The 26,144-nt window shown below is 39.3% G+C and carries 17 protein-coding genes and 1 pseudogene; 10 read left to right on the forward strand and 8 right to left on the reverse strand.

The genetic code is table 11. From position 1 onward, the window contains the following. Positions 1-445: 445 nt before the first annotated feature. Positions 446-1,870, reverse strand: coding sequence for an alkaline phosphatase (locus FNK51_RS06175; protein ID WP_141992769.1), 1,425 nt, complete (start codon positions 1,868-1,870; stop codon positions 446-448). A 242-nt stretch (positions 1,871-2,112) separates the two neighbouring features. On the opposite strand from FNK51_RS06175, the gene secA reads away from it, so the two are divergent. The 3 genes from secA (at position 2,113) to FNK51_RS06190 (ending at position 6,966) form a co-directional block, all read left to right on the forward strand. After that, complete coding sequence (gene secA, locus FNK51_RS06180) at positions 2,113-4,497, forward strand: preprotein translocase subunit SecA (protein WP_141992770.1); 2,385 nt, start codon at positions 2,113-2,115, stop codon at positions 4,495-4,497. Beyond that, positions 4,494-4,955, forward strand: coding sequence for an SLAP domain-containing protein (locus FNK51_RS06185; RefSeq protein ID WP_141992771.1), 462 nt, complete (start codon positions 4,494-4,496; stop codon positions 4,953-4,955). The genes secA and FNK51_RS06185 overlap by 4 nt, the downstream gene beginning before the upstream one ends. A 223-nt stretch (positions 4,956-5,178) precedes the next feature. Further along, complete coding sequence (locus FNK51_RS06190; protein WP_141992772.1) at positions 5,179-6,966, forward strand: LTA synthase family protein; 1,788 nt, start codon at positions 5,179-5,181, stop codon at positions 6,964-6,966. Positions 6,967-6,986: 20 nt separating this feature from the next. Here FNK51_RS06190 and FNK51_RS06195 read toward each other — a convergent pair whose 3' ends face one another. The 4 genes from FNK51_RS06195 to tagD all read right to left on the reverse strand — a co-directional run bounded on the left by FNK51_RS06195 (position 6,987) and on the right by tagD (position 11,083). Next, complete coding sequence (locus FNK51_RS06195) at positions 6,987-7,913, reverse strand: LCP family glycopolymer transferase (protein ID WP_098371609.1); 927 nt, start codon at positions 7,911-7,913, stop codon at positions 6,987-6,989. 289 nt (positions 7,914-8,202) lie between these two features. Next, complete coding sequence (locus FNK51_RS06200) at positions 8,203-9,243, reverse strand: C40 family peptidase (RefSeq protein WP_141992773.1); 1,041 nt, start codon at positions 9,241-9,243, stop codon at positions 8,203-8,205. Positions 9,244-9,528: 285 nt separating this feature from the next. Next, positions 9,529-10,692 carry a CDP-glycerol glycerophosphotransferase family protein gene (locus FNK51_RS06205; protein WP_181762195.1) on the reverse strand — a complete coding sequence of 388 codons (1,164 nt, stop codon included), beginning with the start codon at positions 10,690-10,692 and terminating at the stop codon, positions 9,529-9,531. After that, on the reverse strand, positions 10,685-11,083 hold the full coding sequence (gene tagD, locus FNK51_RS06210; RefSeq protein WP_057278149.1) for a glycerol-3-phosphate cytidylyltransferase: 399 nt from the start codon (positions 11,081-11,083) through the stop codon (positions 10,685-10,687). The genes FNK51_RS06205 and tagD overlap by 8 nt, the downstream gene beginning before the upstream one ends. 896 nt (positions 11,084-11,979) lie before the next feature. Here tagD and FNK51_RS06215 point away from each other — a divergent pair. From FNK51_RS06215 to tagH, 5 genes and pseudogenes are all read left to right on the forward strand, one after another. Continuing rightward, a complete protein-coding gene (locus FNK51_RS06215; protein ID WP_141992775.1) occupies positions 11,980-15,309 on the forward strand; it encodes a CDP-glycerol glycerophosphotransferase family protein in 3,330 nt (1,109 codons plus the stop codon). Positions 15,310-15,410: 101 nt separating this feature from the next. Next, positions 15,411-16,949 (forward strand): glycosyltransferase family 2 protein, encoded by a 1,539-nt coding sequence (locus FNK51_RS06220; protein ID WP_181762196.1) that lies wholly within the window; start codon positions 15,411-15,413, stop codon positions 16,947-16,949. A 139-nt stretch (positions 16,950-17,088) separates the two neighbouring features. Then, positions 17,089-18,294: pseudogene (locus FNK51_RS06225) on the forward strand (CDP-glycerol glycerophosphotransferase family protein); the annotation flags it as partial. 3 nt (positions 18,295-18,297) lie between these two features. After that, the gene (locus tag FNK51_RS06230) at positions 18,298-19,095 is read left to right on the forward strand and encodes an ABC transporter permease (protein WP_098371603.1); all 798 of its coding nucleotides are present in this window, start codon (positions 18,298-18,300) and stop codon (positions 19,093-19,095) included. Positions 19,096-19,112: 17 nt separating this feature from the next. Then, positions 19,113-19,910 (forward strand): teichoic acids export ABC transporter ATP-binding subunit TagH, encoded by a 798-nt coding sequence (gene tagH / locus FNK51_RS06235; protein ID WP_098371602.1) that lies wholly within the window; start codon positions 19,113-19,115, stop codon positions 19,908-19,910. A 37-nt stretch (positions 19,911-19,947) separates the two neighbouring features. Here the strand turns inward: tagH and FNK51_RS06240 are convergent, their stop codons facing one another. Genes FNK51_RS06240 through FNK51_RS06250 form a run of 3 tightly spaced genes read right to left on the reverse strand, consistent with a single transcriptional unit; the run spans position 19,948 to position 24,097 of the window. Beyond that, complete coding sequence (locus FNK51_RS06240) at positions 19,948-21,114, reverse strand: glycosyltransferase family 4 protein (protein WP_141992778.1); 1,167 nt, start codon at positions 21,112-21,114, stop codon at positions 19,948-19,950. Between the two features lie 21 nt (positions 21,115-21,135). Further along, positions 21,136-22,662 (reverse strand): murein biosynthesis integral membrane protein MurJ, encoded by a 1,527-nt coding sequence (gene murJ / locus FNK51_RS06245; RefSeq protein ID WP_141992779.1) that lies wholly within the window; start codon positions 22,660-22,662, stop codon positions 21,136-21,138. A gap of 4 nt (positions 22,663-22,666) precedes the next feature. After that, positions 22,667-24,097, reverse strand: coding sequence for an O-antigen ligase family protein (locus FNK51_RS06250; protein ID WP_141992780.1), 1,431 nt, complete (start codon positions 24,095-24,097; stop codon positions 22,667-22,669). A 111-nt stretch (positions 24,098-24,208) separates the two neighbouring features. Between FNK51_RS06250 and FNK51_RS06255 the strand changes: the two genes are divergently transcribed. Together FNK51_RS06255 and FNK51_RS06260 are read left to right on the forward strand one after the other, a co-directional pair. After that, positions 24,209-24,952 (forward strand): WecB/TagA/CpsF family glycosyltransferase, encoded by a 744-nt coding sequence (locus tag FNK51_RS06255; RefSeq protein ID WP_141992781.1) that lies wholly within the window; start codon positions 24,209-24,211, stop codon positions 24,950-24,952. An 18-nt stretch (positions 24,953-24,970) separates the two neighbouring features. Then, the gene (locus FNK51_RS06260) at positions 24,971-26,074 is read left to right on the forward strand and encodes a glycosyltransferase family 4 protein (RefSeq protein ID WP_141992782.1); all 1,104 of its coding nucleotides are present in this window, start codon (positions 24,971-24,973) and stop codon (positions 26,072-26,074) included. The last annotated feature ends 70 nt before the right edge of the window (positions 26,075-26,144 follow it).

Raw genomic sequence — 26,144 nt, forward strand, 5'->3', positions numbered from 1 at the left:
TAAAGCGCAAACTCACGAGTAAAAGGCCCAAACTCACGAGTAAAGCACAAACTCACGAGTAAATGCGCCAAACTCACGAGTAAAGCGCAATTTCACGAGTAAAAGGCGCAAACTCACGAGTAAAGGGCACAAACTCACGAGTAAAAGGAGCAAACTCACGAGTAAATGCGCCAAACTCACGAGTAAAGCACAAACTCACAAGTAAATGCGCCAGACTCACGAGTAAAGGGCACAAACTCACGAGTAAAGGGCACAAAATCACGAGTAAATGCGCCAAACTCACGAGTAAAGCGCAATTTCACGAGTAAAAGGAGCAAACTCACGAGTAAATGCGCCAAACTCACGAGTAAATGCCCCAAAACTTTGTTTTAACGACCTCAATAGAAATGTATACGGAAAAAATCCAGTTAATTTAGATAGAATTTTAAAAGAGGACTGAATGTATTCATTCCTCTTTTGTTTTATGCTGACCGGGTGTGAACGGAACACCGGCGGCTTTTGAGATGGTTTTCGAAATATCCGTATTTTCAAGGACTCCATCGAAGGCTTCACTGCCTGGACCCGAGGCGAAAACGGGAATCATATTGGCTGTGTGCCCTCCTGTGGAACTGGCCGCCCGTATGCTTCGATCAGCTACACCCGCCTTATGATGCCTGGCGATAGTGCTTCCGATTTCCCAATCGATTTGATGTTGTGGATAGACAAGCGTTCTATTCTTTCTTACGTTATCGATGAATTGATCGACTTCCTGATTCGTAAGGGATATATGTGCATACTTCTTGAATGTGGAAACGACACTTTCTGGATTGATTTCATTATTTTTATCGAATGTAAGTTGTTTGGACATATATTCAGATGAAACCCTGATTTTTTTCAATGCAGTGATATCCATTGTTTCAGAAGCGGAGATCCCCATTGTTTCGTGGTCTGCAAGTACAACAATCAATGTATCATTTCGATTTTTTGCCCAATTTACAACCTCTTTCACGGTTTGGTCAAATTCGATCGTTTCTTTCCATATTCCAGTGATATCGGCTGCATGCTCCATATGGTCAATACGCGCACCTTCAGCCATCAAGAAGAATCCTTTATCACCCCTTGATAAAATATCCATGGCTTTGGATGTCATTTCCTGCAGGGATGGCTCTTGAGAATGTAATACTTCTTTATCCAGTTTAAAATTCATATAGGTAGGGTGAAATAACCCTAAAAGTTTTTCCGGTTTATTAATGGAGCTAAGTTCTTCTTTCGTCGTCGTAATCCCATAGCCAGCTTGTTTAAATTTAGCGATTAAATCCTCGCCATTCTGCTTATCCGCCTCGAAATAGTTGGCACCTCCGCCGAGAATGACGTCGATGCGGTTATCAAATAGCTGCCTAGCGATATTTGCGCCACCTGTCCAGCGGTTAGGAACACTTGCACCAAAGGCAGCGGGTGTGGCATCGACTACCATATTGGTTGAGATGATCCCCACTTTTTTTCCATTGCTCTGAAACGCATCCAATATACTATCCACCTCGGAACCATTGGCATCGACACCGATAGATTCATTGTTGGTTTTTATACCAGTGGCAATCGCGGACCCTCCTGCTGCAGAGTCAGTGACGAAATTATTGGCGGAATACGTGCGCATCAGGGCAACATGCTCCAGTTGTTCCAAATGTAGAACACCTGTCTTTCCATATTCCAATTGCCGGGCAATTTCTATGGCCCCTACCCCCATGCCGTCGCCAATCAGCAATATGACATTCTTGGGGGTGTTTTTTGTCTCTGCTTGAATAGGGGAGCTCATGTAAATAAGGCAAAATATAAGAACGAATAATCCGAAGAGATGCGGCTGTGCAAGTTTATGAATGAAATTCTTATTCATCTGTAATCCTCCATTGGGTGAAAGTCTTCCTATTATTTGTTTAAATCGATAAAAAAACCCCTCCCTGATATTCAGGATGGAGCTAATCTTTTTAGCGCTTTTAATGGAGGGGCATCCAGCCGCTTTTTACGTAATTTATCTTTCAAAAAAAGAAAGAATTTCTATGATAATTAATAAACAGTAAATATTTAACTGATATAATTTAACTAAAGTTCAATTGAATTAATAGGAGAGAAAACCCTATGCTATCCAGTATGAAAAAGTTCTTCAAAGAAGGTTCTAAAGACTTAAAGAGAATTTATAAGTTGGTAGAAGATGTGAATCGGCTAGAGGGTAAATATGAAAGTTATTCAGATCTGGAATTAAGCGGAATGAAGGATAGATTTAAAAGCGTATTGGATGCTGGTGACAATATATTGGATATACAAGCCGAAGCTTTTGCGGTCGTGAGGGAGGCTTCTAAACGAGTATTGAATCTTAGGCACCATGATGTTCAGCTTGCAGGCGGTTTTGTCCTGAGTGAAGGGGGCATCGCACAAATGAATACGGGCGAGGGGAAGACGCTTGTCTCTACTTTGCCTAGCTATTTACATGCACTGTACGGTAATGGTGTCCATATTATTACGGCCAATGAATATTTGGCCAGACGTGATATGGAGTTAATGGGACAAATTCATGAATTTCTAGGGTTGACGGTTGGTTTGAATATTTCCCAAATGGGGCCTTCCGCAAAACGTGAAGCGTATGCGGCAGATATCACGTATGGAACGGCAACAGAGTTCGGTTTTGATTATTTGCGTGATAATATGGTTTACCGAAGAGAAGAAAAGGTTCAGAGAGGGCACCGATTTGCCATCGTCGATGAGATTGACAGCATCTTGATTGATGAAGCGAGGACACCATTAATCATTGCGGGCAGGGCAAGCGACGGAACCGAGCTTCACCAGATCACGGCGCAAATCATGAAGACATTTATAGAAAATGATGATTACGAGATTTTCAGCGATTCAAGGTCTGCCTTTTTTACGGATCAAGGGGCTTCAAAGATTGAAGAGGCCTTTGGTATCGACAATCTGTATGGAATGGAACATCAAGAGTTATTACATAATGTTACACAGGCGCTAAAAGCCCATGCAATCATGAAATTGGATGTGGACTACATTGTCATCGATGGTAAGGTTGCAATCATCGATAAATTCACAGGCAGGGTGATGGAAGGGCGAAGCTTCAGTGATGGTCTTCATCAAGCGATTGAGGCAAAAGAAGGCTTGGAGATTTCCGAAGAGAATGAAACACAGGCCATGATTACCGTCCAAAATTATTTTCGATTATATCATTCAATGTCTGGGATGACAGGCAGTGCAATGCCATCAAAGTCTGAATTCCAGGAAATATATCAGCTCCCCGTCATTGAAATTCCAACGAATGAGCCCATCATTCGAGTTGATGAGGTTGATTTGATTTATAAAGATGAAACCAGCAAAATCAACAAAATCGTCACGGAAGTAAAACGGATTCATGATGGAGGCAGACCTATTCTGATCGGGACGACCTCCATTGAGCAATCTGAAAAAATTTCGTTTCAACTAGAGAAGGGGAAAATTAAACATCAAATCCTTAATGCGAAGACGGAAGAGGATGAAGCGGAAATCATTGCGAATGCCGGGCAAAAAAATCAAGTGATGCTGGCTACGAACATGGCTGGGAGAGGAACGGATATATTACTTGCGAATGATGTCAAGGAATTGGGCGGCCTTCATATTATTGGTACGGAGCGTCACGAAAGCCGTCGGATCGATATGCAGCTAAGAGGACGTTCCGGACGGCAGGGTGATCCTGGTTCAACACAATTCATCATTTCTTTGGAAGATGATTTGTTTGATTACTATGATGAAGAAGAAATCGGGCGTTATATCAAGAAAATCAAAACGGATGAAAATGGATTGGTGCTGAGCCCTGCACCCGATAAATTCGTAAAAATGGTTCAGGAAACGGTAGAGCAGATGCATCAATCAAGCCGTTACCATTTATTGAAGTTAGAACATGCATTAAATGAGCAGAGTAAAATCATCTATGCAATGAGAGATCGGATACTTGATATGGAGCCTGGACGGATGTCGGCCATTTTACTTGAATATATCGAAAAATACATTACTCGGCTTACAGTGAAATATTACCCTGAACATATGGTGGAACCTGATCCCTCTGCCTATATTGAGGAGCTTTCCCTTGTTTTCCCGTCGTTAGGTTGGCAGGCAAGTGATTTTCAGGATTTAGAAGGCCAAATTGAAGGAAAAGCGTTGGATGCTTTAAGTGAATTGGAATCGAGGCTGAGGCTGATGATCTTTCAAAACGATGCAGAATGGGGAAACCAGTTGCGTGCTTTCATGCTGCAGCATATTGATACAAATTGGATGAACCATTTAGATGAAATGAACAGTATGAAGGAAGGCATTGGTTTAAGCGGATATGGTCAGCAGGACCCATATACACTTTTTGAAAAAGTGGCTCTCAGTCAATTCAACCTTCTATTAAGTAAAATTGAGTCGGAGATAAGCATCCGTTTTATGGAATATATGAAAAGCAATCAGAAAGATGCAGCTGCTTTGGAGGGTGAGGAACGATGAGTTTATTTGGAAAAAGGGATAATGCAGCTTCAGATGTACATGAGTTATTAAATCAGGATGACACCATTCATACTGCCCTGATGTTTCACAAAGGGTGGGAAATTTCCAAGCAAGAGGAATATGTATATAAATTCCACCATCAAAGGCTGCCTGCATTAAAACCGAACCAAATTTCAATATCCGGCATCAAGCTGACCAGGGTGGAAGATGATGTAATCATAGTGGCTTTTCTACGAAATTCAATAGAGAAAGCTGTCAGGTTTGATATCGTGGATTTACTGTTAGTTGATGGAGATGGGAAATTCCTCGCAAAAAAGACATTCGATCTTACAGAGCTTGGTGAGATTCCAGCACTTTCAAGCATGCCATGGCGTTTCTTATTCGAGGAAGGAGATTTGTTGGCGGAATCGATTCCTGATGAAGGTTGGAAGATTGCTTTTGAATGGAAGAGGAAGTAGGAAAACAACCGCATGATCTGGCGGCAAGTGCCAAAGCAAAGCCCTCATCCTTTTAGTGATGAAGGCTATTTGTTTATTAGGGAAGTCATTAGTGCCAAATATTTATGCCGTTTTCTGTGTGCATTTTCTCATAAATGGCAACGCTAAGTAATATTTATAAGTAATCTTCCGCAATCAGGCTTAACTAAGGCTTGGAAATAATGAAGAGGAAAGTGGCAGGAGCATGAAGAATAACCTGAATCAACGATTGAAGGAGAGGCTATTTGAGATATTGTCATTTTCAATCGTCGCCATACTTTTCATTTATACGAATGATAGGATGGGTAACGATCTTTCTATTGGGATCATTACGATAATCATCGGTGTTGCCGGTTTTATTGTCTATCTGAAGGAATGGATAACGAGTCGAGTCGTAAAGGGCATCATTTTTTCAGTTTTCCTTCTTTCGATCATGCTCTTTTTCCTTGGGGACATCTGGTTTTATCGTTATTATTCGACACCTATAACGTCCTATATGTGGATGCAAAAAAGTAATCTGAATGGGCTAGGTGAAAGTATATTCAGTATGGTGGAAATGAAGGATGCAATCTTTCTTCTGTTAGGCATTCCAATTGCTGAATCATTTGTGAAGAAAAAATACCCCCTCAAGCATATGGCTCTAGTGCCGGCCGTAATATTCCTGATGATAGCAGGATTAAAGCCGGTCAAGAATATCTTTATCGACAAAGTAGATATAACCCGGCGTTATGAGGCGAATACCTTCTTGCGAAACTGGGGCCCTATCGGTCATCACGCATTGGATACGTATGCCTATTTTACTGACTCGGGAAGGCATGGAATGTCCTCGGAAGAAAAGAAGGCCGTTTCTGATTACTTCAATAAAAAGAAAAGAAAGGAAAATGTCCATTCCGGATCCTTGGAGGGGAAGAATCTCATTATCATCCAGGTGGAATCTTTACAGGCGTTTCCGCTATTTCAAAGTAGTGCCGGGCAGGAGGTCACGCCATTCATGAATGAACTGGCGAAAGGGGGGGTGTACTTCCCGCGTGTATATCCACAGACGGTATTTGGAAATTCATCTGACGGAGAGCTTATCGTGAATACCGGACTATTTCCTTTAAAGCAAGGTGCGACCTTTTTTCGATTCCCTTATAATGATTTTCCGGGCCTTGCTAAGGAATTGAAGAAGTCGGATTATCAAAGTTTTGCTTTCCATGGAGATGAAGAAGACTTTTGGAATAGGCAGCATGCATATCCCTCGCTAGGGTTTGATGACTATCTTTCCATAGAGGATATGCAGCAGGATGAGATGATTTCGATGGGGTTGGGAGACCGCAGTTTCTTCAATCAAAGCTATGATTTCTTAAAAGATAAACGAAATCCCTATTACGCCTTTTTCGTTACTCTGACCAGCCATGTACCTTTTTCACTACCGAATGAACAGATAACATTGAAGCCTGAAGTTGGAAAAGAGAACAGTTACCTGACCAAATATTTTGAAGCCATTCATTATACAGATTCCGCCATCGGGGATTTCATAAAGAAGTTGAAGGATGACGGGAAATTGAAAGACAGCGTGATTGTCATATACGGAGATCATGATGGCCTATTTTTAAAAGATAAACAAGAGGTTGAAGCGTATTATGGCAGTAAAATTAGCGATGAAGAGTGGATTGAAAAATATATGCCCATTCCCGTGATCATTTATCAGGAGGATATGGAAGGAAGAACGATTGATAAGGTAGCGGGCCAAATCGATATTCTACCAACTCTATATGATCTGTTCAATATTAAGAGTTCTTCATACTTTGGAGAGAGCATGCTGAATGGGCAAGAGGGTGATGCTTTGGTATTGAAAGGGGATTATGGTTCTCAAATGAAAATAAATGGGGAAGGCAAGGTCGATGGATTTTCACCTGTAGACCAAAAGGAGATCGATCTGAGTGATCAAGTGATACGTTCCGATTACTTTAAACAAATTGGAAAAAAGGTAAAAAAAGAGGATGACTGATAAAAGCCATCCTCCATTCATTATAATCCCAGATGTGCTTTCACACGATTTTGGGCTTCAAGCTTTGTATCTTCTGGAACGATGTTGTACCAAACGCCATTTACCCGTTGATTGTCACCTTCGAGTGTATATTGTTCAATATTTTTGAGGGATGATTTGTAGTTATTTTGGATACTTAACATTTCATTGAAACTTAAATTGGTTTCCACGTTTTTACCTAGAGCTTCGAATATATCGTCATAATTGGTAAGTGTTGATAGGCTTGACCCTTTTTTCATGACAGCTTGGATAACCTGGCGTTGACGCATTTGCCGTCCATAATCCCCGCGGGGATCTTCTTTACGGATTCGGGAATAAATCAAGGCCTCTTTACCATTTAAGTCGATCGTGCCTTTGTTGAAGGTATATCCTTTATAGGCAAGGTCCATATCATTATCGACTGTGACACCACCAACGGCATTCACAATATCCTGAAAGCCTTCCATATTCATTTTGACATAATAATCAATCGGAATATCCAAATAGGCTTCCACTGTATTTATCGACATGGCAACTCCGCCATATGCATAGGCATGGTTCATTTTATCAGTTGTACCTTTACCGATGATCTCTGTACGCGTATCTCTCGGTAAACTCAATAACTCAATCGATTCCTTTTTAGGATTAACCGTCATGACGATCATCGTATCTGATCGACCTGAGTCATTCTTTCTTTCATCCACACCAAGAATTAGTAATGAAAATGGATCTTTGCTTTTGAACTTGATGTCCTCTACCCGCTTATCCGTTTTATGGGCTGTACCCTGCATGGTGCTGATCGCACCGGCTAATGATTGATAAACTGAAGCGCCATAAACACCTGCGCCAATGAAAAGGATAAGAAGGGTGAAGCCGATTATTTTAAACGTTTTACGTTTCTTTTTCTTTTTTTTATGTTCGGATCTCATTTAATATTCCTCCCTTAACCATCCCACAAAATGGAAGGTGTGAAAAAGTACCTAGTCGGTATTTTTAACTATACCTTTTTTTTGTCAAAAATAGAATAGTTTCTTTTTGTACTTAGAGTGCATATTTTCCTTTTTTTATCCAAAAAAACGAAGGATTCTAGAGAAATCGAATTCCTTCGTTGGCAAATCATTCGAATGTTTCGTAAATTGTATAACCCAGAGATAAAGAAACTATGATTCTTTTACATGAAATTGCCAGACTTTAAGAGGAAAGTCTGGCAAGAAAATCTTATAAACTTCTATAACCGATGATTTTACTTTTGAAATAAGAGTTTGAAGTAGCACTGATAGTTACTCCCTTACTTGATGAGGCATGAATGAATTCCCCGCCGCCCAAGTAGATTCCCATATGGCTTACCACTGATTTATTGGAACCAGTTGCAAAGAAGATAAGATCGCCGCTTTTCGGTGAAGTAACTTTTTTACCCATATCATAATATGTGGAAGATGAAAGCCTGGGAACTTCATACCCAGCCTTCTTGAACGTATAGTAAATAAATCCGCTGCAATCGAAGCCTGATGGGGAGGCACCCGCCCACGAATAGGGTGTACCAATTAATTTCTTTGCTTCGGAAACGAGCTTGGCCACTTTGTTCCCCGAACTTGGGGCTTCCACTTTTCCAACATCGTTATTATCTGCAGGGGCAGTGCTTGCCGATTTACTTAATTTTAGTTTTTGACCCACTCTAATTAAATCGGACTTTAACGAGTTGATTGATTTAAGCTGGGCTACGGTCAAGTTGGTTTTTCTGGAAATATTGGAAAGAGTGTCACCTTTTACCACTATGTATGTAGACGAATTGGCTGGGGTCTGAGTCACATTGGATGGTTTGGAGCTGCCGGGTAAATCAATGGTAGTAGTGGTGGTTGATTTGGATACGATAAGTTTGGCGCCTGCATAAATTCTATCGGATTTTAAGTTATTCATTTTCATCAATTCAGCAAGTGTAAGGTTATGCTTGTTTGCTATCCTGGTTAAGGTATCACCTGGAACAATGGTATATGTGGTTTTCTTTGTTTTTTTCACGGAAACAGAAGAAGCATTTGATGTTGTTGTGGAGTTGGGTGTAATTAATTTCTGATTGATTCTCAAAAAGTCTGATTTTAAGTTATTAAGCTGTTTTAAGTCTTTTACCGTTGTATTATGCTTCTGGGCGATTTTACTTAAGTTATCACCGCTTTTGACTGTATATGTACCGGCAAGGGCAGGAGAAACAAAAGTCGAAGATAAAATGGCTAATGTCGAAAATGCGACAACACTTTTTTTCACGGTTTTCCACCTCTAATATGTCTTTTTCCCTATTCTAACAAATTAAATGGGATTAAACATATTACATTTTTATTACATGGGGAAAATAGTAGTATTTTACTGGTTTATATTGGTGGGGTTTGAGTATTGTAATCTACAATATTTTCTATATTGTGAGTCTTTTTTCACATTGTGGAGCTTCCTGTTTTCGATTGTCATTTGCTGTAAAAATCCCCCTGTTTTTAGGGTGTGCCTACATCGAGGGGTTATTGAAAAAACCCACTTCGTTTTACGAAGTGGGCGGTTTTATTTAAAAAGGAAATCAACTAAATCCCTGCTTGAATTTCCCGTGGAGTATTCATTCCATTTTTGGTTAAAGGAAGCGATCTTCATTAATGAATGATCGGCGGTACGTATTTCCCTTAAGATCTCTTCCGTGGTAGATACCACGGGTCCGGGCATGGAAGAAGAGTAATCCTCCCAGAATCCCCGTTCCTGCACATACTTTTCTAAGTCATATGCAAAGAATATCATGGGTCTTCCCAAAAAAGAGAATTCAAATGGTATCGATGAGTAATCGGTAATTAAAAGATCCGTACTGATCAGCAGTTGATTAACGTGAAATTCACTATTTACAGGGTAAATGAATCCCGGGAATTTATCTTGTAAATCATGCTCTGCTTTTACAGCTGGATGCAGTTTTAGTAATAACGCATAATTTTCGCCCTGAAGTTCCTTGTAGAGCAATTCTAAATCAAGTGCAATCTCTCCGTTGTTCAAGCCGTCATTACGAAATGTAGGGGCATATAACATGATTTTCTTATGCTCAAGTTCTGGATACTTGGCCAGCAAAGCATTACGGGCAATTCTTTTTGATTCATCATTAAAAAAGAAATCGGTCCGAGGTATTCCGGTCCTTAGGATATGGGATGCCGGTAGTTGAAAACTTTCCTGATAAATACCGGCCATTATCTCTGAACCTGCCGTAACATAGTCAAATTTTTTATATACCTCCAAAAATCTTTTCCTTGCACCGGCTGAACGGTTTTGAATGGAAGGGTCTTTTGCCCCGAATTGCTTCACGGCCCCTGCCGCATGCCACACTTGAACACATGTCACTTGCTTTTTGAATGCAATAGCTGAAAGAAAGCCAAAATAATTATCGATGATAATCCATTTTGATGTAGCCAGATGATAAATCGATCGGATCATGGCAATGATATTTTTTGATTCAAACGGAAGGACGATGGTTTCCCCATCGTCCTTAACTTGTATAGAACTGCTCGATTTCATTAAAAAAACTTTTTGAACGGAAATGTCCTGCTTGTCCATTTCATCTGCGATATATTGGCAATTGTCCCCGAATGATGTGACAAAGGTCGTTTTGTCATATAAAGGGAAAAGCTTAAAGATAGAGAATAAAATTTTGAAACAAAAAAGATAAATCCCTATCGCGAATTCTTTAGCCATTAGTAACTTGTAAAAGGTCATCTTTAATTTGGGAAGTCGAAATGCCGATTGTTCTTGGAAGGTAGACCACTTCACAAACTTCGGATAATTCATCGAATTGGCCTTTCCAGTCATCACCCATTACAAAAATATCTACACCCTCACGAACGATATCTTCCCTCTTTTGTTCCCAATTGTCTTCCGGTATAACTTCATCCACATAACGGATTGATTCAAGGATCATTTTTCTGTTTTCAAAGCTATGATAAGCTTTTTTATCTTTTAAAGCATTGAATTCATCCGTTGAAATGGCAACGATCAGATAATCTCCTAAATCTTTAGCGCGTTTTAATAGATTGATATGGCCCCAATGAAGCAAATCAAAGGTTCCGTAAGTGATTACTTTCTTCATTTTTATTCCTCCTTTAAGACTCTTAAACTGTTATTCAATCAAATTAATATATATTTGGTCTATTAGAATATGAAATGGAACAATAAAACAGGCAGCCAGCATTTCAATTCTGCTTGTTTTATTCCTATATTTTTTTTGGCAATGACATTCTCTAACTAATTATAACTTAATAGCTTTACAAATAAACCACAATTTTTTTACAAATAAACCACAATTTTTTACATTGATGATTATTGTTAATATTATTTTTTAAGCTAAAATAAAATGTTGACTAATTTGTCTTACTCAGCAGGGCATAATAAAGTATCTATAGAAATGCATGATTTATAATGAAAGGCATTTAAAAATAAGTTCATCAAATTACTTTAAGTAAGCTGATGAACGATAACGATATGATAAGAAAAATTTCATTATCTTGCTGCAATCAGAATAAGCCATTCACAATTTTACCACGTTTAGGAGAGAACAACTAGAGGAGCATCATAAATCCCTGTTAATAGATGGGTCATGTATAGGCCACAATCTATCTCTTCACATTTAATAGCCCGATTAATGAAGTGCAAGTATAAACAGTCGGCCTGTTTTGAAAGCGTTCACTTTGATGTCAAGAGACTTCTTTGCAATTAAGAAACATGTTTTTGCTATTCCCTTTCCATTCTGGCAACATGGAAGGACGTACATATTTACGAAATGTTTTTAGTTTTAGTATGTTCGTTTTCAACATCGAACTAACCAATATTGTCTTTTTTGTTTATTGAAGGAATTAGAGGTAATTTATGGTCGTTTTACCTGTCTGTTTAATGATATTGAGGAAAAACCGAAAAAAGTTTATGATTTTAAAGTACAATAAATGATTCATTTTTATTTAAATAATAATTTGTTATAGGTGGTCTAAAATGATTAAAAAGCTTCTTGGAAAAGGGAAAGCAAAAAAAGCTCCTAAAATTAAGCTAAAACAAGTTCTGACCATTGCGCAAGAGGAAGATACGCTGTTGTTAAAAGGGGAATTTTCAATAGAACATTATTGCGCAAAAGAACTATGGCTATATTCTAGGGAAAACGAAGATCAAAAAATAAAAATTGCTGAATCAGTGAGCTCATCTAAATTTGAGTTTAAAGTAGATATGAAAGATTTAATGCGGAAATTGGAAGATGATGAACCGACTGTATATGACTGTTATATAAAGGTTACCGTTCCGGTTGAAAAGCTGAGCAAAAAAACGATACTTAGTATTGAACATAAAGGTGAATATGTAGATGTGAACGAACAGGTTCATATCGAATATCCAATTCGCCTCGGGCGTTTTCAGGAAACGTACGTGAACAATTTGAGTATTTACACCTATGAAAATAAACAAAGTATATTTTCTATAACGAATAAAGGAAATTTATCTCTTTACTTCAATATGGCCCCTAAAATTTCGATTAAGTCTCAAATTGAAAAAATCCAAAACAAGTCGAAAACCATGCAAATTAATGGTCAAATTTTCACCAAGCATTCAAGAATCATAAAAGGTGAGGGACTTGTAAGAGGAAGGCAAAGTGGCAAAGAATATCAGGCAGATATATCTTTTATTCATAATGAGGAAATGAATATTAAGAAATATGGACTGAATCGTTATCTATATGATTTGATATTGGATCTAGAACGATTAGTCAGTGCGGATTTGGAAGATGATGTATATGACATTTACATGAAACTACATTTACATGATCAGGAAGAGCCGAAAATGGTACGCGTCGGAAGACCAACCACCAGAACTAAATTATTTACTAAAAAGACTGATGTCAGCTCGAATGCTGGAGTTGCTATCGTCAATCCTTACTATACCTTTAAAGCATCCAATTTATCTTTGGAAGTGTTTAACTTCTCTACAGATAGTTATCGGTATTTAAAAAGGATGATGGGGTGGAGGAGATTCCTGACTTTATTTAAAAAGAAAAAGGATGTCTGGCTAGTTGGAGAAAGAACGTATAAAGCCCAGGATACTGGATATCACTTTTTTAAATATATGAGGGAAAATCATCCAGAAAAAGAAGTGTATTATGTAATAGAAGAAAATTCCGTGGAAGCCAAGAACGTCGAGCCCTTTGGAAATGTACTTTATTTCAAGTCAAAGGATCATATTAAAAAGACGATGGAATCGACACGTATCATTTCATCACATCACCCGGATTATTTATATCCTTTAAGGACATCTGAATTTAAAAATCGTGTTAAGGGGGTTAAGGTTTTCCTTCAACATGGTGTTATGGGCACGAAGAATATGGTGGCAAACTACGGGAAAAATGCAGTTTCCGGTTTTAGTACGGATGTTTTTCTAGTAAGTTCAGACTTCGAAAAGGATATGATTGTAACTGATTTTGGTTACAACGAAAAAGAAGTATTCGCGACGGGACTTTCGAGGTTCGACTCGCTGTTTAAGGATGATGTTTCAACAAAGAGGCAATTATTGATCATTCCAACATGGAGAGATTGGATTACTTCCGATGAAATATTTTTGGAAAGCGAGTATTTTGAAAGGTATCAGAAATTAGTGAATCACCCGGTATTACATGATTTATCTAAAAACAATGGGTTTGAAATCATTTTTTGCCTTCACCCTAATATGCAGAAATTCACGTCTTATTTTAAGGATGCCCCAGTTAGGGTAATTAGCCAGGGTGAAGTGGATGTCCAAAGGTTAATCAAGGAAAGTGCGATAATGATTACGGACTATTCAAGTGTAGCTTTTGACTTTAGTTTCCTGCATAAACCGGTAATTTACTATCAATTTGATAGAGACCGTTTCATAGGAAAAAGACCGTCACATTTGGATTTGGATAACGATCTTCCAGGTGAAATCGTTGATGAATTGGATGAATTGTTAGGTGTATTAGCCGAATATGCCAATACTGATTTTGTCATGAAGAGGAAGTATATGGACAAGGCCAACCGTTTTATTAAATATCGCGATGTCCATTCTAATTCAAGGATATTCGAAGTGATTCAAAATGCAGAAAAAGATCAAAATTCACTAACTAAATTATATAACCATCCGATATCCAAACTCATTTTGAATCGGTTTAGGAAAAGTGATAAATATTTCCCTGTCATGAAAAAAGTTTATAAAATCATGTCCAGGGTTATCCCGGTTGACCGGAACCTTATTCTTTTTGAGAGTGGGATAGGGAAGCAATTCGCCGATAGCCCCAAGTATATTTATGAAGAACTGGTCAAAAGGGATAATAAATATAAAAAAGTTTGGGTGTATAATGGTAATTTACCGATAAAAGGAAAGAATACGAAGCTGATAAAACGCTTAAGTCCGGAATACTATTATTATTTAGCCAAAGCAGGTTATTGGATAAATAATCAAAACTTCCCTACCTATTTAAGCAAAAGGAAGGAAACGACTTATATTCAGACTTGGCATGGTACCCCATTGAAAAAAATGCTATTTGATATAGATAATATTCAAGGAAGAGACGATGGGTACTTAGATCGAGTGCATGGTGCAACGAGAACTTGGGATTATTTAATATCACCAAGTCCATACGCATCCAAGGCCTTCAGAAGCGCTTTCAAGTATGAAGGGGAAATTTTAGAAACGGGATATCCAAGAAATGATTTGTTTTACAGGGAGGATTCTTCAATAATTTCCAAGTCAGTGATGGAAAAACTGAAGATACCAAAAGGGAAAAAAGTCATCTTATATGCTCCTACATTCCGGGATAATCAAACATCGAAAAATAATAAATTTGTTTTCGAGCTGAAATTTGATTTGGAAAGAATGAAGGAAGAACTTGGGGATGAATATATCCTGTTGTTAAGGATGCACGTTGTTATAAGTAATAATCTCAGCATCCCAAGCGAATTTGAGGATTTCGTGATAAATGTATCCAATTATTCAGATATTCAGGAACTTTACCTGATTTCTGATATATTGATTACGGATTATTCTTCAGTAATGTTCGATTTTGCTAATACTGCTCGGCCGATTTTGTATTACACGTATGATTTGGAAGATTACCGAGATAACATCCGCGGATTCTATATGGATTTTGAAAAGGAAGCACCAGGTCCATTTTTAAAAACAACTGAGGAGATTATCGAAACTATTACCAATATTGATGATATAAACATGCAATATAAAGAAAGATATGGTTTATTTAGAGAGAAGTATTGTGGAATAGAGGATGGTAAAGCTACCCAGAGAATCGTGGATAAATTTTTTAATGATTGATTCCTAAAATAAAGGGTATTGTTGCTTAAGTAACTGGTGAATTTGGCTGCCTGGTCGAAACGTCTATGTTACCTCTAGACATAAAAGGAGAGAGGAATCGTATGAATTTCTTGGTACGTCAAAAAGCGAGGGAACTTTTAAAGAGCGGTAATATTCAATTGAAAAATAGTCCTGTAAGCTTAAGAAATAAATTTTTAGGAAAAGGAAAAAAAGTCACAGTAGTCACTGCTGCATATAATGCTGAAAAATTCATCAGAAAATCGATTGAATCAGTAATCAATCAAACCATGGGCATAGATCAGATTGAATATATCATCATTGATGATTGTTCGACAGATGGCACAAATAAAATCATTCAAGAGTATACAGCCAAATATAAGAATATCTGTTCAGTTACCCTTCAAGAAAATAATGGGTCACCTGGGACCCCGAGAAACATTGGAATAGAATTGGGAACATCCAAATATATCACTTTTTTAGACGCGGATGACTGGCTTGCACATGATGGACTGGAAAGCCTCTATAACATACTGGAGGAAACCGGTGATGATTATGTAGTGGGCAAAACGGTAAAAGTCGAATCTGAGTCAGAGAGTGTGATCGGGGAGTTTGCTTCCATTAAAGAAAGAAGAAGCATCACCCCAATGGATGTTCCGCACTTTTTTTATCATATGGGTCCAACGGCCAGGATGATGAATCTGCATATGGTTAAAGAAAATGAAATTGGTTTTCCGAATATGAAATTCGGTGAAGATAAATGGTTTTTTACTGATGTTTTCTTTAAAGTTAGAGCTGTATCAACTACCAAAAAACCTATTTATTATGTCAATAGAACTTCGGAAAACTCATCTTCTTTAACACGTGTTACGAATATGTTAGACAAAAGAAAAGCGGATGTTGGCATAATAAAGTATATTCAATCCAAGGATATTGCCATTGAATTGAAAAGGGTGGCTCTTAACCGGATTTATGAGTACGATATTGTAAAAACGTTTGACAGTCAAACCTTTGTGAAATCCAAGAAAAAAGAAGATTTTATTGAAATATTAGGGGAAGCCGTCGAAACTGCGAAAAACTTGTCATATGACTTCAAGAATGAATTTAAAGTACCTATTTATAAATTAGCACTTGAATTATTCATGGAGGATCGTATTGATGATTTCATAAAGTTGTTTGAATGGTTAAAGCGAGATTCCAATAAAAAATATCATATAAAAGATGGTTTACCTTATTATGAACTTCCATTTCTGGAAGATGAATATCGCTTTGTCAGGATACCGATGCTTGCCCGTGCACTGGATTCTTATATTATGGATAATGCCTACCACCAAAGTTTTGAGATTTATGGTGATGATATTGACAACATAGATTCTGTATTGATACGTGATAGGACAAGATTTGACAATGAAATCAATTGCGGAGTTCAAATAGAAGGTAATAGAGGCCATTTCACTGTTTCATTAGATGAAATTGATAAAATGGAAAAGTCGTTATTTACGGTGTTCATTCGCTACAATGATTATCAATTGGTGAATATTAAAAGGATCCTGAAAAATAAGATGACATATAATAAGAAAAATGTGGAGTTTTATACAACAGTGGCAAATAATTTGGGACTGGCAATAAAGTCTTTGGAGTAGCTGTTAGAAGTACACCAAAAATAAGCTCTCCCTTCTATTGGGCGAGCTTATTTTTAATTCGAGTTATTAGCATGGTTCCTTTATCATTAATCAATAAAAAGGGAGATCGGATATGTCAAATGAAAAAATACAAACCTCAAAGAGACCTTCCTTTCTATCGCTAGTTAAAAATAAGGCTAAAGCACTTTTTTTAAGAGCATATAAAGTGGTTTTTGCAATGGCGGGCACAGTATTGCCGGTGGACCGGAAGTTGGTTATTTTTGAGAGCTTTTTGGGCAAGCAGTATAGCTGCAATCCCCGGGCGATTTATGAATACTTGCAGAGTCACCATCCTGAATATAAAATGTATTGGAGCGTAGATAAAAGATATACAGCTCATTTCGAAGAGGCAGGCATCCCATATCTCAATCGTTTTTCATTTAGTTGGCTGCTCAAAATGACAAGGGCCCATTATTGGGTAACGAACAGCAGGCTCCCGCTTTGGATTCCGAAGCCAAAGCACACGATCTATTTGCAAACGTGGCATGGTACTCCATTAAAGAAACTTGCGGCGGATATGAATGAAGTTCATATGCCTGGAACAACGACGGATAAATATAAAGAAAATTTCCATGCCGAATCAAGTAAATGGGATTATTTAATTTCACCGAATGCTTATTCCAGTGAAATTTTTGCCCGGGCCTTCAATGTCGATACTTCTAAAATTCTGGAAACCGGTTATCCTCGTAATGATATACTTTACAATGGGAATAATCGTGATACAATCGACTCATTGAAACAGAAGTTGGGTATACCAATAGAGAAAAGGATCGTTTTATATGCCCCGACTTGGAGGGACGATGAGTTTTATAGCAAGGGAAAATATAAGTTTGAAATAAAACTGGATCTGGATCGAATGAAACGGGAATTGGGGGAGGAGTATGTCATTTTGCTCCGTCTTCATTATTTGGTTTCAGAGAACTTGGATTTATCGGCGTATCAAGGATTCGCCTATGATTTATCCAGTTACGAGGATATCAGTCATTTGTATCTTATTTCGGATTTATTAATAACTGATTATTCATCCGTGTTCTTTGATTACGCAAATTTACGGCGTCCGATGCTTTTCTATGTATATGATATTGAAAATTACAGGGACAAGCTTCGCGGGTTTTACTTTGATTTTGAAAAGAATGCACCTGGTTTATTAGTCAAAACATCTGATGCGGTCATTGATAGTATCAAGACGATGAAATACGAAAATACCAATGATATCAATCATTTTCACGCGCGGTTTTGTGCACTCGAGGATGGCCAGGCTTCACGCCGTGTCGTAGAAAAAGTGTTTTTAGGAAGGTCTGTGTAATTTATGAGTTCAGCTTTGACCGTTTTAAAAGAACAAATCAATAGTTTTTATTTGGTAAGGCGTTTATCTGTTTATGAAGTGAAAAGTGCCAACAGCAATAACTACCTGGGAATCCTATGGGAAATCATCAATCCGATGATACAGATTGCGATTTATTGGTTTGTATTCGGCTTTATAATCTTAAATCGCGGTGAAAATTTCCTTCCATGGCTAATGGCAGGGATCGTTGTCTGGTTTTTTGTGAACCCTTCAATAACCCAAACGTCCAAATCCGTCTTTTCCCGACTGAATATGGTATCCAAGATGAGCTTTCCGATGAGTGTCATCCCTTCGTATGTCATCTTTGCCAAGTTGTATCAGCATTTAATGCTGCTGGGAGTCATCATCATCCTATTAGGTTTTACTGGATACCTCCCAACAGTCTATATCTTGCAACTGCCGTATTATATTGTTGCAACGGTCTTGCTGTTATTTTCGTTTGGGTTAATCTCTTCAACATTATCAACCATTATTCGTGACGTTCATAATATAATCGTGTCCTTAATGAAAGTCTTGTTTTATTTAACACCAATCCTTTGGGTATTGGATGCTAAGGACCATCCTGTTCTAGTCAATATCATGAAGCTGAATCCACTATATTATATTGTGGATGGGTATCGAGCTTCATTGTTGGGGGAATCATGGTATCTAATAGAGCATTGGGAATATACGCTTTATTTCTGGGCAGTCGTTATCATCTTGTTTTTGATAGGTTCCTCGCTGCATGTCAGGTTTAGAGATCGCTTTGTTGACTTTAAGTAAACTGGAAGTGAGAAAAGTTGGAAAAATCGGTAATAGTCAAAGATATAACGAAAAAATATAAATTATATAATAAAAACTCGGAAAAATTATTGGATCTCCTTTTGCCCAAAAGCTATGGAGAAGAGTATTTTGCTCTGAGAAATGTAAGTTTTGAAGCTGAAAAAGGCGATGTAATAGGATTTGTCGGGGTCAACGGATCAGGGAAATCCACATTGTCCAATATTATTGCAGGCATTATCCCGCCCACGGACGGAAATGTCCAAACCAACGGGAAAACGGCTTTGATTGCCGTTGCATCGGGCCTGAATAATCAGTTGACGGGCAGAGAAAACATCGAACTGAAAATGCTGATGCTCGGATTCGACAAAAATCAGATCAAAGAACTTGAGCCTGAGATCATCGAGTTTTCAGAGCTAGGCAAGTTCATTGACCAACCGGTGAAATCCTATTCAAGCGGCATGAAGTCCAGGCTTGGTTTTTCCATTTCCGTGCATATTGATCCAGATATCCTGATTATTGATGAAGCCTTATCAGTCGGGGATAAAAACTTTGCTGAAAAGTGTTTGGAGAAAATGAACGAATTTAAGGAAAAAGGCAAAACGATGTTCTTTGTCAGCCATTCAATCGGTCAGATGAAGAAATTTTGCCAAAAGGCTTTATGGCTTGAATATGGAGAGTTAAAGGCATACGGTGCCATGAACGAGGTAATGCCGCAATATGAAGCATTCTTAAAAGAATATAACGCCATGTCTAAACAAGAACAGAAAAAATACCGTGAAGAACAAATGAAAAGGCGTAGTTCCGCACTGGTATGAAAGTGAAAAGCAGACCCGGGCTTCGGGTCTGCTTTTTTTAGTTCAGCACTTCATCATAAGCTTTCTCAAACCGCTCGGCAGCTGAAAGGTGGGAGTATTCGCTTTCCATTTTATATCTTGCTTTCGCAGCTAACTTTGTTGCATAAGCAGTGTCTTTAAGCAGAATGGAGATGGCTTGTGCAAGTGCTTCCTTATTTTTTTCCTCCACTAACAAACCGTCTTCACCATCAATGAGAATCTCCTTTAAACCTCCAATTGCGCTTGCAATGACGGGTGAGCGGCAACTCATCGCTTCTAATGCAGAAATGGAAGTCGCTTCTTCCACCCCGTGGGAATGAACGCTTGGGATGAGTACGATGTCCGATGCTTCATAGAGATTATGCATTTTCTCGAACGGCACTGAACCCAGGAAAAGTACGGAATCAGATATTTGGAGCCTGGCTGCCGTTTCCTCAAGCCGGCTTCGCTGTTCTCCTGTACCTGCATAGACCAATACCGTTTCATGATGATTTTCCAGCACCTCCGGCAGAGCAAGGAGCGGGTAGATGACACCGTTCTTTTCCGTCATTCTTCTCGGAACGAAAAGCATCTTTTTATGTTGGGGTATTTGAAAGTCCCGGCGAGTTTGCTCCCGCTTTGCCATTTCCGGTTTGAAAGCAGACACGTCAATGAAGTTCTTGATCGTATCCGCCTCTATATGTGCCAAATGATTTATATAGTCTTTGATCCTTTGATCGACCGTCACCACTTTTGCAGCTGACTGATAAGCTTTTCTTTCCAGCTCCCGAATGATCAAATCTTCTTCACTATCCGGGAGAAGGGCGCCCCTGCTGACTGCCTCGAATGAATAATACCCATGGACGGTTTGCACCGTTGGTATCCCGGATTCGATGGAGGCGAGCGTTGCGAAAATGTCTTGAGCATTTATGACATCATAGTTCTTTTTCAAGGCTTTAATAGATGAAGCCAATAATTTTTGGCGTTGGCGGTCATTGAAAAGCTGGCCGCTCCCCTGTTTTACTTTATTTAATAAAAATCCTGGAGCCTGGGCGAGCATCTTCCTCTTGAAAGGTGGTAATTGAGAGAAAGATAATATGTCCACATTATGGCCCCGCGACATTAAACCCTTTTTTAACGTAGTGATATGGCTCGATAGCCCTCCTTCATGAGGGTAGTTGAAAATCGTCGTGATTAAAATGTTCATAATGGCACTCCTTCTAATGTATTACTTTGATGATCTGATCCTTTTCATCGCTTGCAGGCTGCTTACTTTAAAAAGAATGGATAATGCGAGATATAATCCGAATACCAGAGACGAGATGATCACTAATTCCATGATGATGGGCAACGTCATGGTAAGCGGATGGATCCAGAGAGCGAGTCCGTAAATGATGATTCCGATGATGGCAAGCTTGCTGCTTTCCTGAAAAACATCCCTGAAAGCTGCCTTGTCCGTTCTTTCTGTCTTTAGCCATAGGTAGCCGAAAAGGTAGAGAGATTGCAGGAGCATGGAAATGCCTGATGCTAAAGCGATTCCTCCGACGCCGAGATAACGTGATAGGACCCAGCTGAGCAGGACGTTAAGTAATACGGCAATCAGGCAGGAATACATGGCCACTTTCGTTTTCTTTAAGGCGTAGAAGGCATTCATCAGATAATCCCGCAGTGCAAAGAACGGGAGGCAAGCGGAATAAAAGATGAATGCCCTATAAGTCACCTCGGTTGCTGAAGCATCGAATGCCCCGCGTTGGAAAGCTAGAGTGATTAAGCTGTTTCCGCTGATTAACATGACGACCATGAACGGAATCGCTAAAAATAATAGCGATTTCAATCCCTTTAAGGTCAAATTAAGAAAAGATTGATACCCTATAAGTGCACGCTCGACGATTGAAGGATACAATACGGTAATCAGCGGCGTGAGGACAATGCTTAATGGCAGCCACAGCAGGCGATTCGCATAGTTCAGTGCCGATACGCTCCCTGTTTCGAGCGAAGTCGCAATAATCCGGTCGACGACACTATTCAACTGGATCGCCAAAGCGGCGATGATGATTGGATAAAAGGTGTACAGTGTTTGAACGATCTGCCTTTTATGAGGCAGGAAAGCGACGATGGGCCGAATTCCGTATTTCTTCAATGATGGGTATTGAATAAGGAATTGGCTTGCTGCACCGAATAAAAAACCCCAAGCCAATCCTTCAATCCCAAACGGAGCGGCGAACAATACAGTGGCTGCTATAATGACCGTGTTTTGTGCAGTTGAAGTGAGTGCCGGCAGAATAAAACGCTTATTCGCATTCAGGACCCCCGTCGCCATGTATGAAAGCGTGAAAAATAGTAAACTTGGCAGCATGATCCGGGTCAATGACTCCGTCAGGGCAAGCTCAGAATTAGAGAAACCCGGGGCTGTCAACATGACGAGCGGCTTTATGAAAATCATGCAGGCGATGGTCAGGACTCCGGCTACCAGCATGAAGAATGAGCCTAAAACACTGATGAATTCATCAGCTTTCAACGGATTGTCCGCTTTCTTTTCCAAGTAAATGGGAATAACGCCGGCCTGAAGACCGCTGCCGAGAGCCGTAAAAAGAATGGTCGGTATGAGGCTTGCCACGAAAAAAACATCTGCCATTGATGATGCCCCGAAATAGGCGGCTATGATCGATTCCCGCCCGAATCCGAGGACTTTTCCAATGGCTGCAATGATGGTGACGAGCCCGACCGATTTAATGATATGTGAAAGAGTAGGCATATTTTCAATCCTTTAAAATGATGTCCTTCTGTAAACAGATTCCCAAACAACTATAAAATATCAGCGTAAACGTTTTATCTTCGAGAATATTGTAGAAAAGTCCTGCTAATAATGCGGACAACATCAGGCAGATGGTGAACGCTGCTAAAGTGCCATTTCCCGACTTTAGGATTTTACGGCAGGTGAAAAAGATGAATGCAAGAACTGCAAGAAATCCCAGCACACCAGTTTGGACCAGAATCTGGATATATTGATTATCGGTATACATCCTTTCACCAATTTGGTATTCCTGATAGATTGGTGAGGAATAGGAAAGTGTGGCAGAATCTCCGAAGGTTGCTAGCCCGGTACCGATTATCGGGTGATCTTTGAAAATTTCAATTCCTTTGATTAGGACATATAACCGGCCCCATTCCGTACTTTGGTGCAGAGTTTTATCAGAGAACATTTCTGAAAAACGATTGGAGAGGGCATGTTCGTGTTCAGAAGAGGGGGGGCTGCCAATTACCACATTTTCCATGGGAATCGATGCGGATACCTCCACTTTACTTGATGCAAATAAAACTGGGTAATAAATAAGAAGCAGGCCGAGACAAAATGCTCCTACAGCATATTTGAGAAATGGTTTATTTCTAGTCCATATCATAAAGACAAGCGCCGAGAGCCCGAATGCGATCATCGTGCCCCGTGAATAGGTAAGCAGTAACGTTCCGGAAAGCAGGATGGCTGCCAGGAAGACGATCCATTTATATTTTTTCAGCGACTGAAATAGAAAGAAACTAAGGAATAATTGGATGCTTAAGAATAAGGCAAATACATTAGGATTGGCAGGTGCTCCATAAATCCTCATCCGGTTTGTTGGAGAAAGATTCCACATTTCCCATGCATGGGGAAGCAGGATCGTACGTGAAAAGATTTTCTCCACCATGCCATGCAGGCAAAGTAAGATTGTAAATATTAGGATTACCTTTAAAAAGCGAAAGATATCCTTTCTTTCTAGATTTAATTCACCGATAATGTAAAGAAGCAAGAATGTAATAAGCAATGCACGGAGTTCGAATAGGATGGGGAGGATTCCTACTCCGGTTATGAGTGCAGCCCCGGCACCAATTAAACAAAACAACCAAAATGGCGCAGTAAAATGATATTTCGAAAATTGCCATTCGTTCTTTTTGAATCTTTCAATAAGCAAAGAAATGAATAAGGTGAGGATGACAAGGTCACCTGTATAGGTTAAGCCGCTATTCAGTTCCATCAATAAGGGACGGGCAGGGAAATAAATGAATAGAATTAATAACAGGTTTTTTTTATTTATACCGATAAAAATGAGCATCAGCGCCGTTGCCATGTAACCGGCGATAGGGTGAGGCACTGCCGATGGGACGAGCAGGCACAGAAATAGAATGGGTAACGATTGCTTTTCTATAAACTTCAATTGATTAACCACCTTTGAATCAAAAATCACGTTCTATGATGTGTATGAAAAAATTTCTTGAATAATACCCCACCCTTTAGATGTATAGTACATATGAAAGGCTGAAGTGAAATGACAGAAAAGTTTGTTGAGATACTATCCATACCATTCATTGATAGCAATATGGATGAATTCGTGAATGGAATGATCTATCCAAGATTGATGAATCAGGAAAAAACGTTTATCGTTACGGCAAATCCGGAAATAGTTGAGTATGCAAATGAACATCAGGATTATAAAGACATCATTATATCGGCTGATTACATCACTCCGGATGGTGTTGGTATTATTATGGCCTCTAAATGGCTAAATCAACCTTTACAAGAGCGGATTACTGGATTCGACTTGATGAATGAATTATTTCGGATCGCTGATGAAAAAGCGCTGAAGGTATACCTGCTTGGAGCGGAGGAAAGCGTGATTGAAGCAGCGGCCCTGAAAGTAAAAGAATCATACCCGGGTCTCGAGTTGGTGGGATACAACCATGGTTACATTGATATAAAGGATGATGCCCTGCCTAAGTCGATAGCGGAACTTGAACCTGACATCATTTTGACTGCATTAGGGTTCCCTAGGCAGGAAAAATGGGTTTCCAAGCACTATGGGCTATTCAATAAGGGGTTATTCATGGGAGTTGGGGGAAGCTTTGATGTCCTTGCGGGAAAGGTGAACCGTGCCCCGGTTTTCTGGCAAAAGATGCGTCTTGAATGGTTGTACCGACTGATCCAGCAACCTTCGCGGTGGAAACGGATGCTTGCGCTGCCAAGATTCGTTTTAAAGGTTAGGCGGTTAAGGAAAACGGTGCAGCGTTCCTGAACATAAGGAGTGGACTGGATGAGGATCTTGCACTTAAACGCTGGGAATGAAACTGGCGGCGGAATGTTTCATATTATGTCCTTACTGAACCAATTGAATAAAGAGGAGTGTTTGCTTGGTGTATTTGAAGATGGTGAACTTTACCGGCGGGCCATGTCTTCCGGGATACAAACCGAACTTTTCAAGCAACATTCCAAATATGACCTTTCAATTTTGAAACCTTTACGGGACTTTATCCGTCTAAATAATATAGACATCATCCATACACATGGTCCGCGGGCGAATATATATGGTGCCTTTATAAAGCGCCTCATTAAATGCCCTTGGCTTCTTACTGTTCACAGTTCACCCCATCATGACTTTTTGGGGCAGGGTGTAAAAGGAAAATTGTTTACGGGCCTTCATGTAAGGTCATTTCAATATGCCGATCATATACTGGCAGTTTCCGACCGCTTTAAGCAGGACTTGATTGACCAAGGAATCCATTCGTCAAAAATAACAAAGATCCTAAACGGAATTGACTTTGAAAAGGAATTGCCTTTCCCGTTTCAAAGAGAAGATTTCGGGTTTGGAAAGGATGATTTCATCGTCATCATGCCTGCAAGGCTTGAATCGGTGAAAGGTCATGAATTTGCTTTAGCGGCATTAAGTGAAGTGGTATCGGAATTCCCCCATGTAAAGCTGTTGCTTGCAGGGGACGGGAGCAGGAAATCCGCTTTGGAAGAGATGGTCTCGGAAAAGGGATTATCCGATCATGTGCACTTTTTAGGGTATCGTGAAGATTTAGAACGAATCTACCCGTTAGGGGACATCACATTATTGACTTCATTAAGCGAAAGTTTTCCACTGGTTTTACTTGAAGGAGCAAGGTCGGGTCTTCCGGCAATCACAAGTGATGTCGGAGGTGTACAGGAATTGATTCCCGATCGGAGCAAGGGCTGGATTACGGATATCGGCAATGTCGAACAGCTGAAATTGGCCATCTGCAATGCTATAGAATTAAAAAAATCCGGGGACCTGACAAAGATAGGGTTGGATTTACAAAAATTTGCAAAAAACAACTTTTCTATAGAGATTTTAGCCAATAACGTATATAATGTTTATTTGAGGATGAAAAATTAAAATAAGCATTTATATATAGGTTTTCTTATAGATCGTTACGGGTATTAGATTTTTAGTTGAATTGAGGTGG

The organism is Bacillus sp. B4EP4a (genome assembly GCF_006680105.1).
GTDB classification, from domain to species: domain Bacteria; phylum Bacillota; class Bacilli; order Bacillales; family DSM-1321; genus Peribacillus; species Peribacillus simplex_E.

Excerpts from the sequence above, each read along its gene's own strand:
- FNK51_RS06260 (WP_141992782.1), top strand. The coding sequence starts at position 24,971 with ATGAGGATCTTGCACTTAAACGCTGGGAATGAAACTGGCGGCGGAATG.
- secA (WP_141992770.1), top strand. The coding sequence starts at position 2,113 with ATGCTATCCAGTATGAAAAAGTTCTTCAAAGAAGGTTCTAAAGACTTA.
- tagD (WP_057278149.1), bottom strand. The coding sequence starts at position 11,083 with ATGAAGAAAGTAATCACTTACGGAACCTTTGATTTGCTTCATTGGGGC.
- FNK51_RS06240 (WP_141992778.1), bottom strand. The coding sequence starts at position 21,114 with ATGAACATTTTAATCACGACGATTTTCAACTACCCTCATGAAGGAGGG.
- FNK51_RS06255 (WP_141992781.1), top strand. The coding sequence starts at position 24,209 with ATGACAGAAAAGTTTGTTGAGATACTATCCATACCATTCATTGATAGC.
- FNK51_RS06220 (WP_181762196.1), top strand. The coding sequence starts at position 15,411 with ATGAATTTCTTGGTACGTCAAAAAGCGAGGGAACTTTTAAAGAGCGGT.
- FNK51_RS06190 (WP_141992772.1), top strand. The coding sequence starts at position 5,179 with ATGAAGAATAACCTGAATCAACGATTGAAGGAGAGGCTATTTGAGATA.
- FNK51_RS06230 (WP_098371603.1), top strand. The coding sequence starts at position 18,298 with ATGAGTTCAGCTTTGACCGTTTTAAAAGAACAAATCAATAGTTTTTAT.
- FNK51_RS06175 (WP_141992769.1), bottom strand. The coding sequence starts at position 1,870 with ATGAATAAGAATTTCATTCATAAACTTGCACAGCCGCATCTCTTCGGA.
- FNK51_RS06205 (WP_181762195.1), bottom strand. The coding sequence starts at position 10,692 with ATGGCTAAAGAATTCGCGATAGGGATTTATCTTTTTTGTTTCAAAATT.
- FNK51_RS06215 (WP_141992775.1), top strand. The coding sequence starts at position 11,980 with ATGATTAAAAAGCTTCTTGGAAAAGGGAAAGCAAAAAAAGCTCCTAAA.
- FNK51_RS06185 (WP_141992771.1), top strand. The coding sequence starts at position 4,494 with ATGAGTTTATTTGGAAAAAGGGATAATGCAGCTTCAGATGTACATGAG.
- FNK51_RS06195 (WP_098371609.1), bottom strand. The coding sequence starts at position 7,913 with ATGAGATCCGAACATAAAAAAAAGAAAAAGAAACGTAAAACGTTTAAA.
- murJ (WP_141992779.1), bottom strand. The coding sequence starts at position 22,662 with ATGCCTACTCTTTCACATATCATTAAATCGGTCGGGCTCGTCACCATC.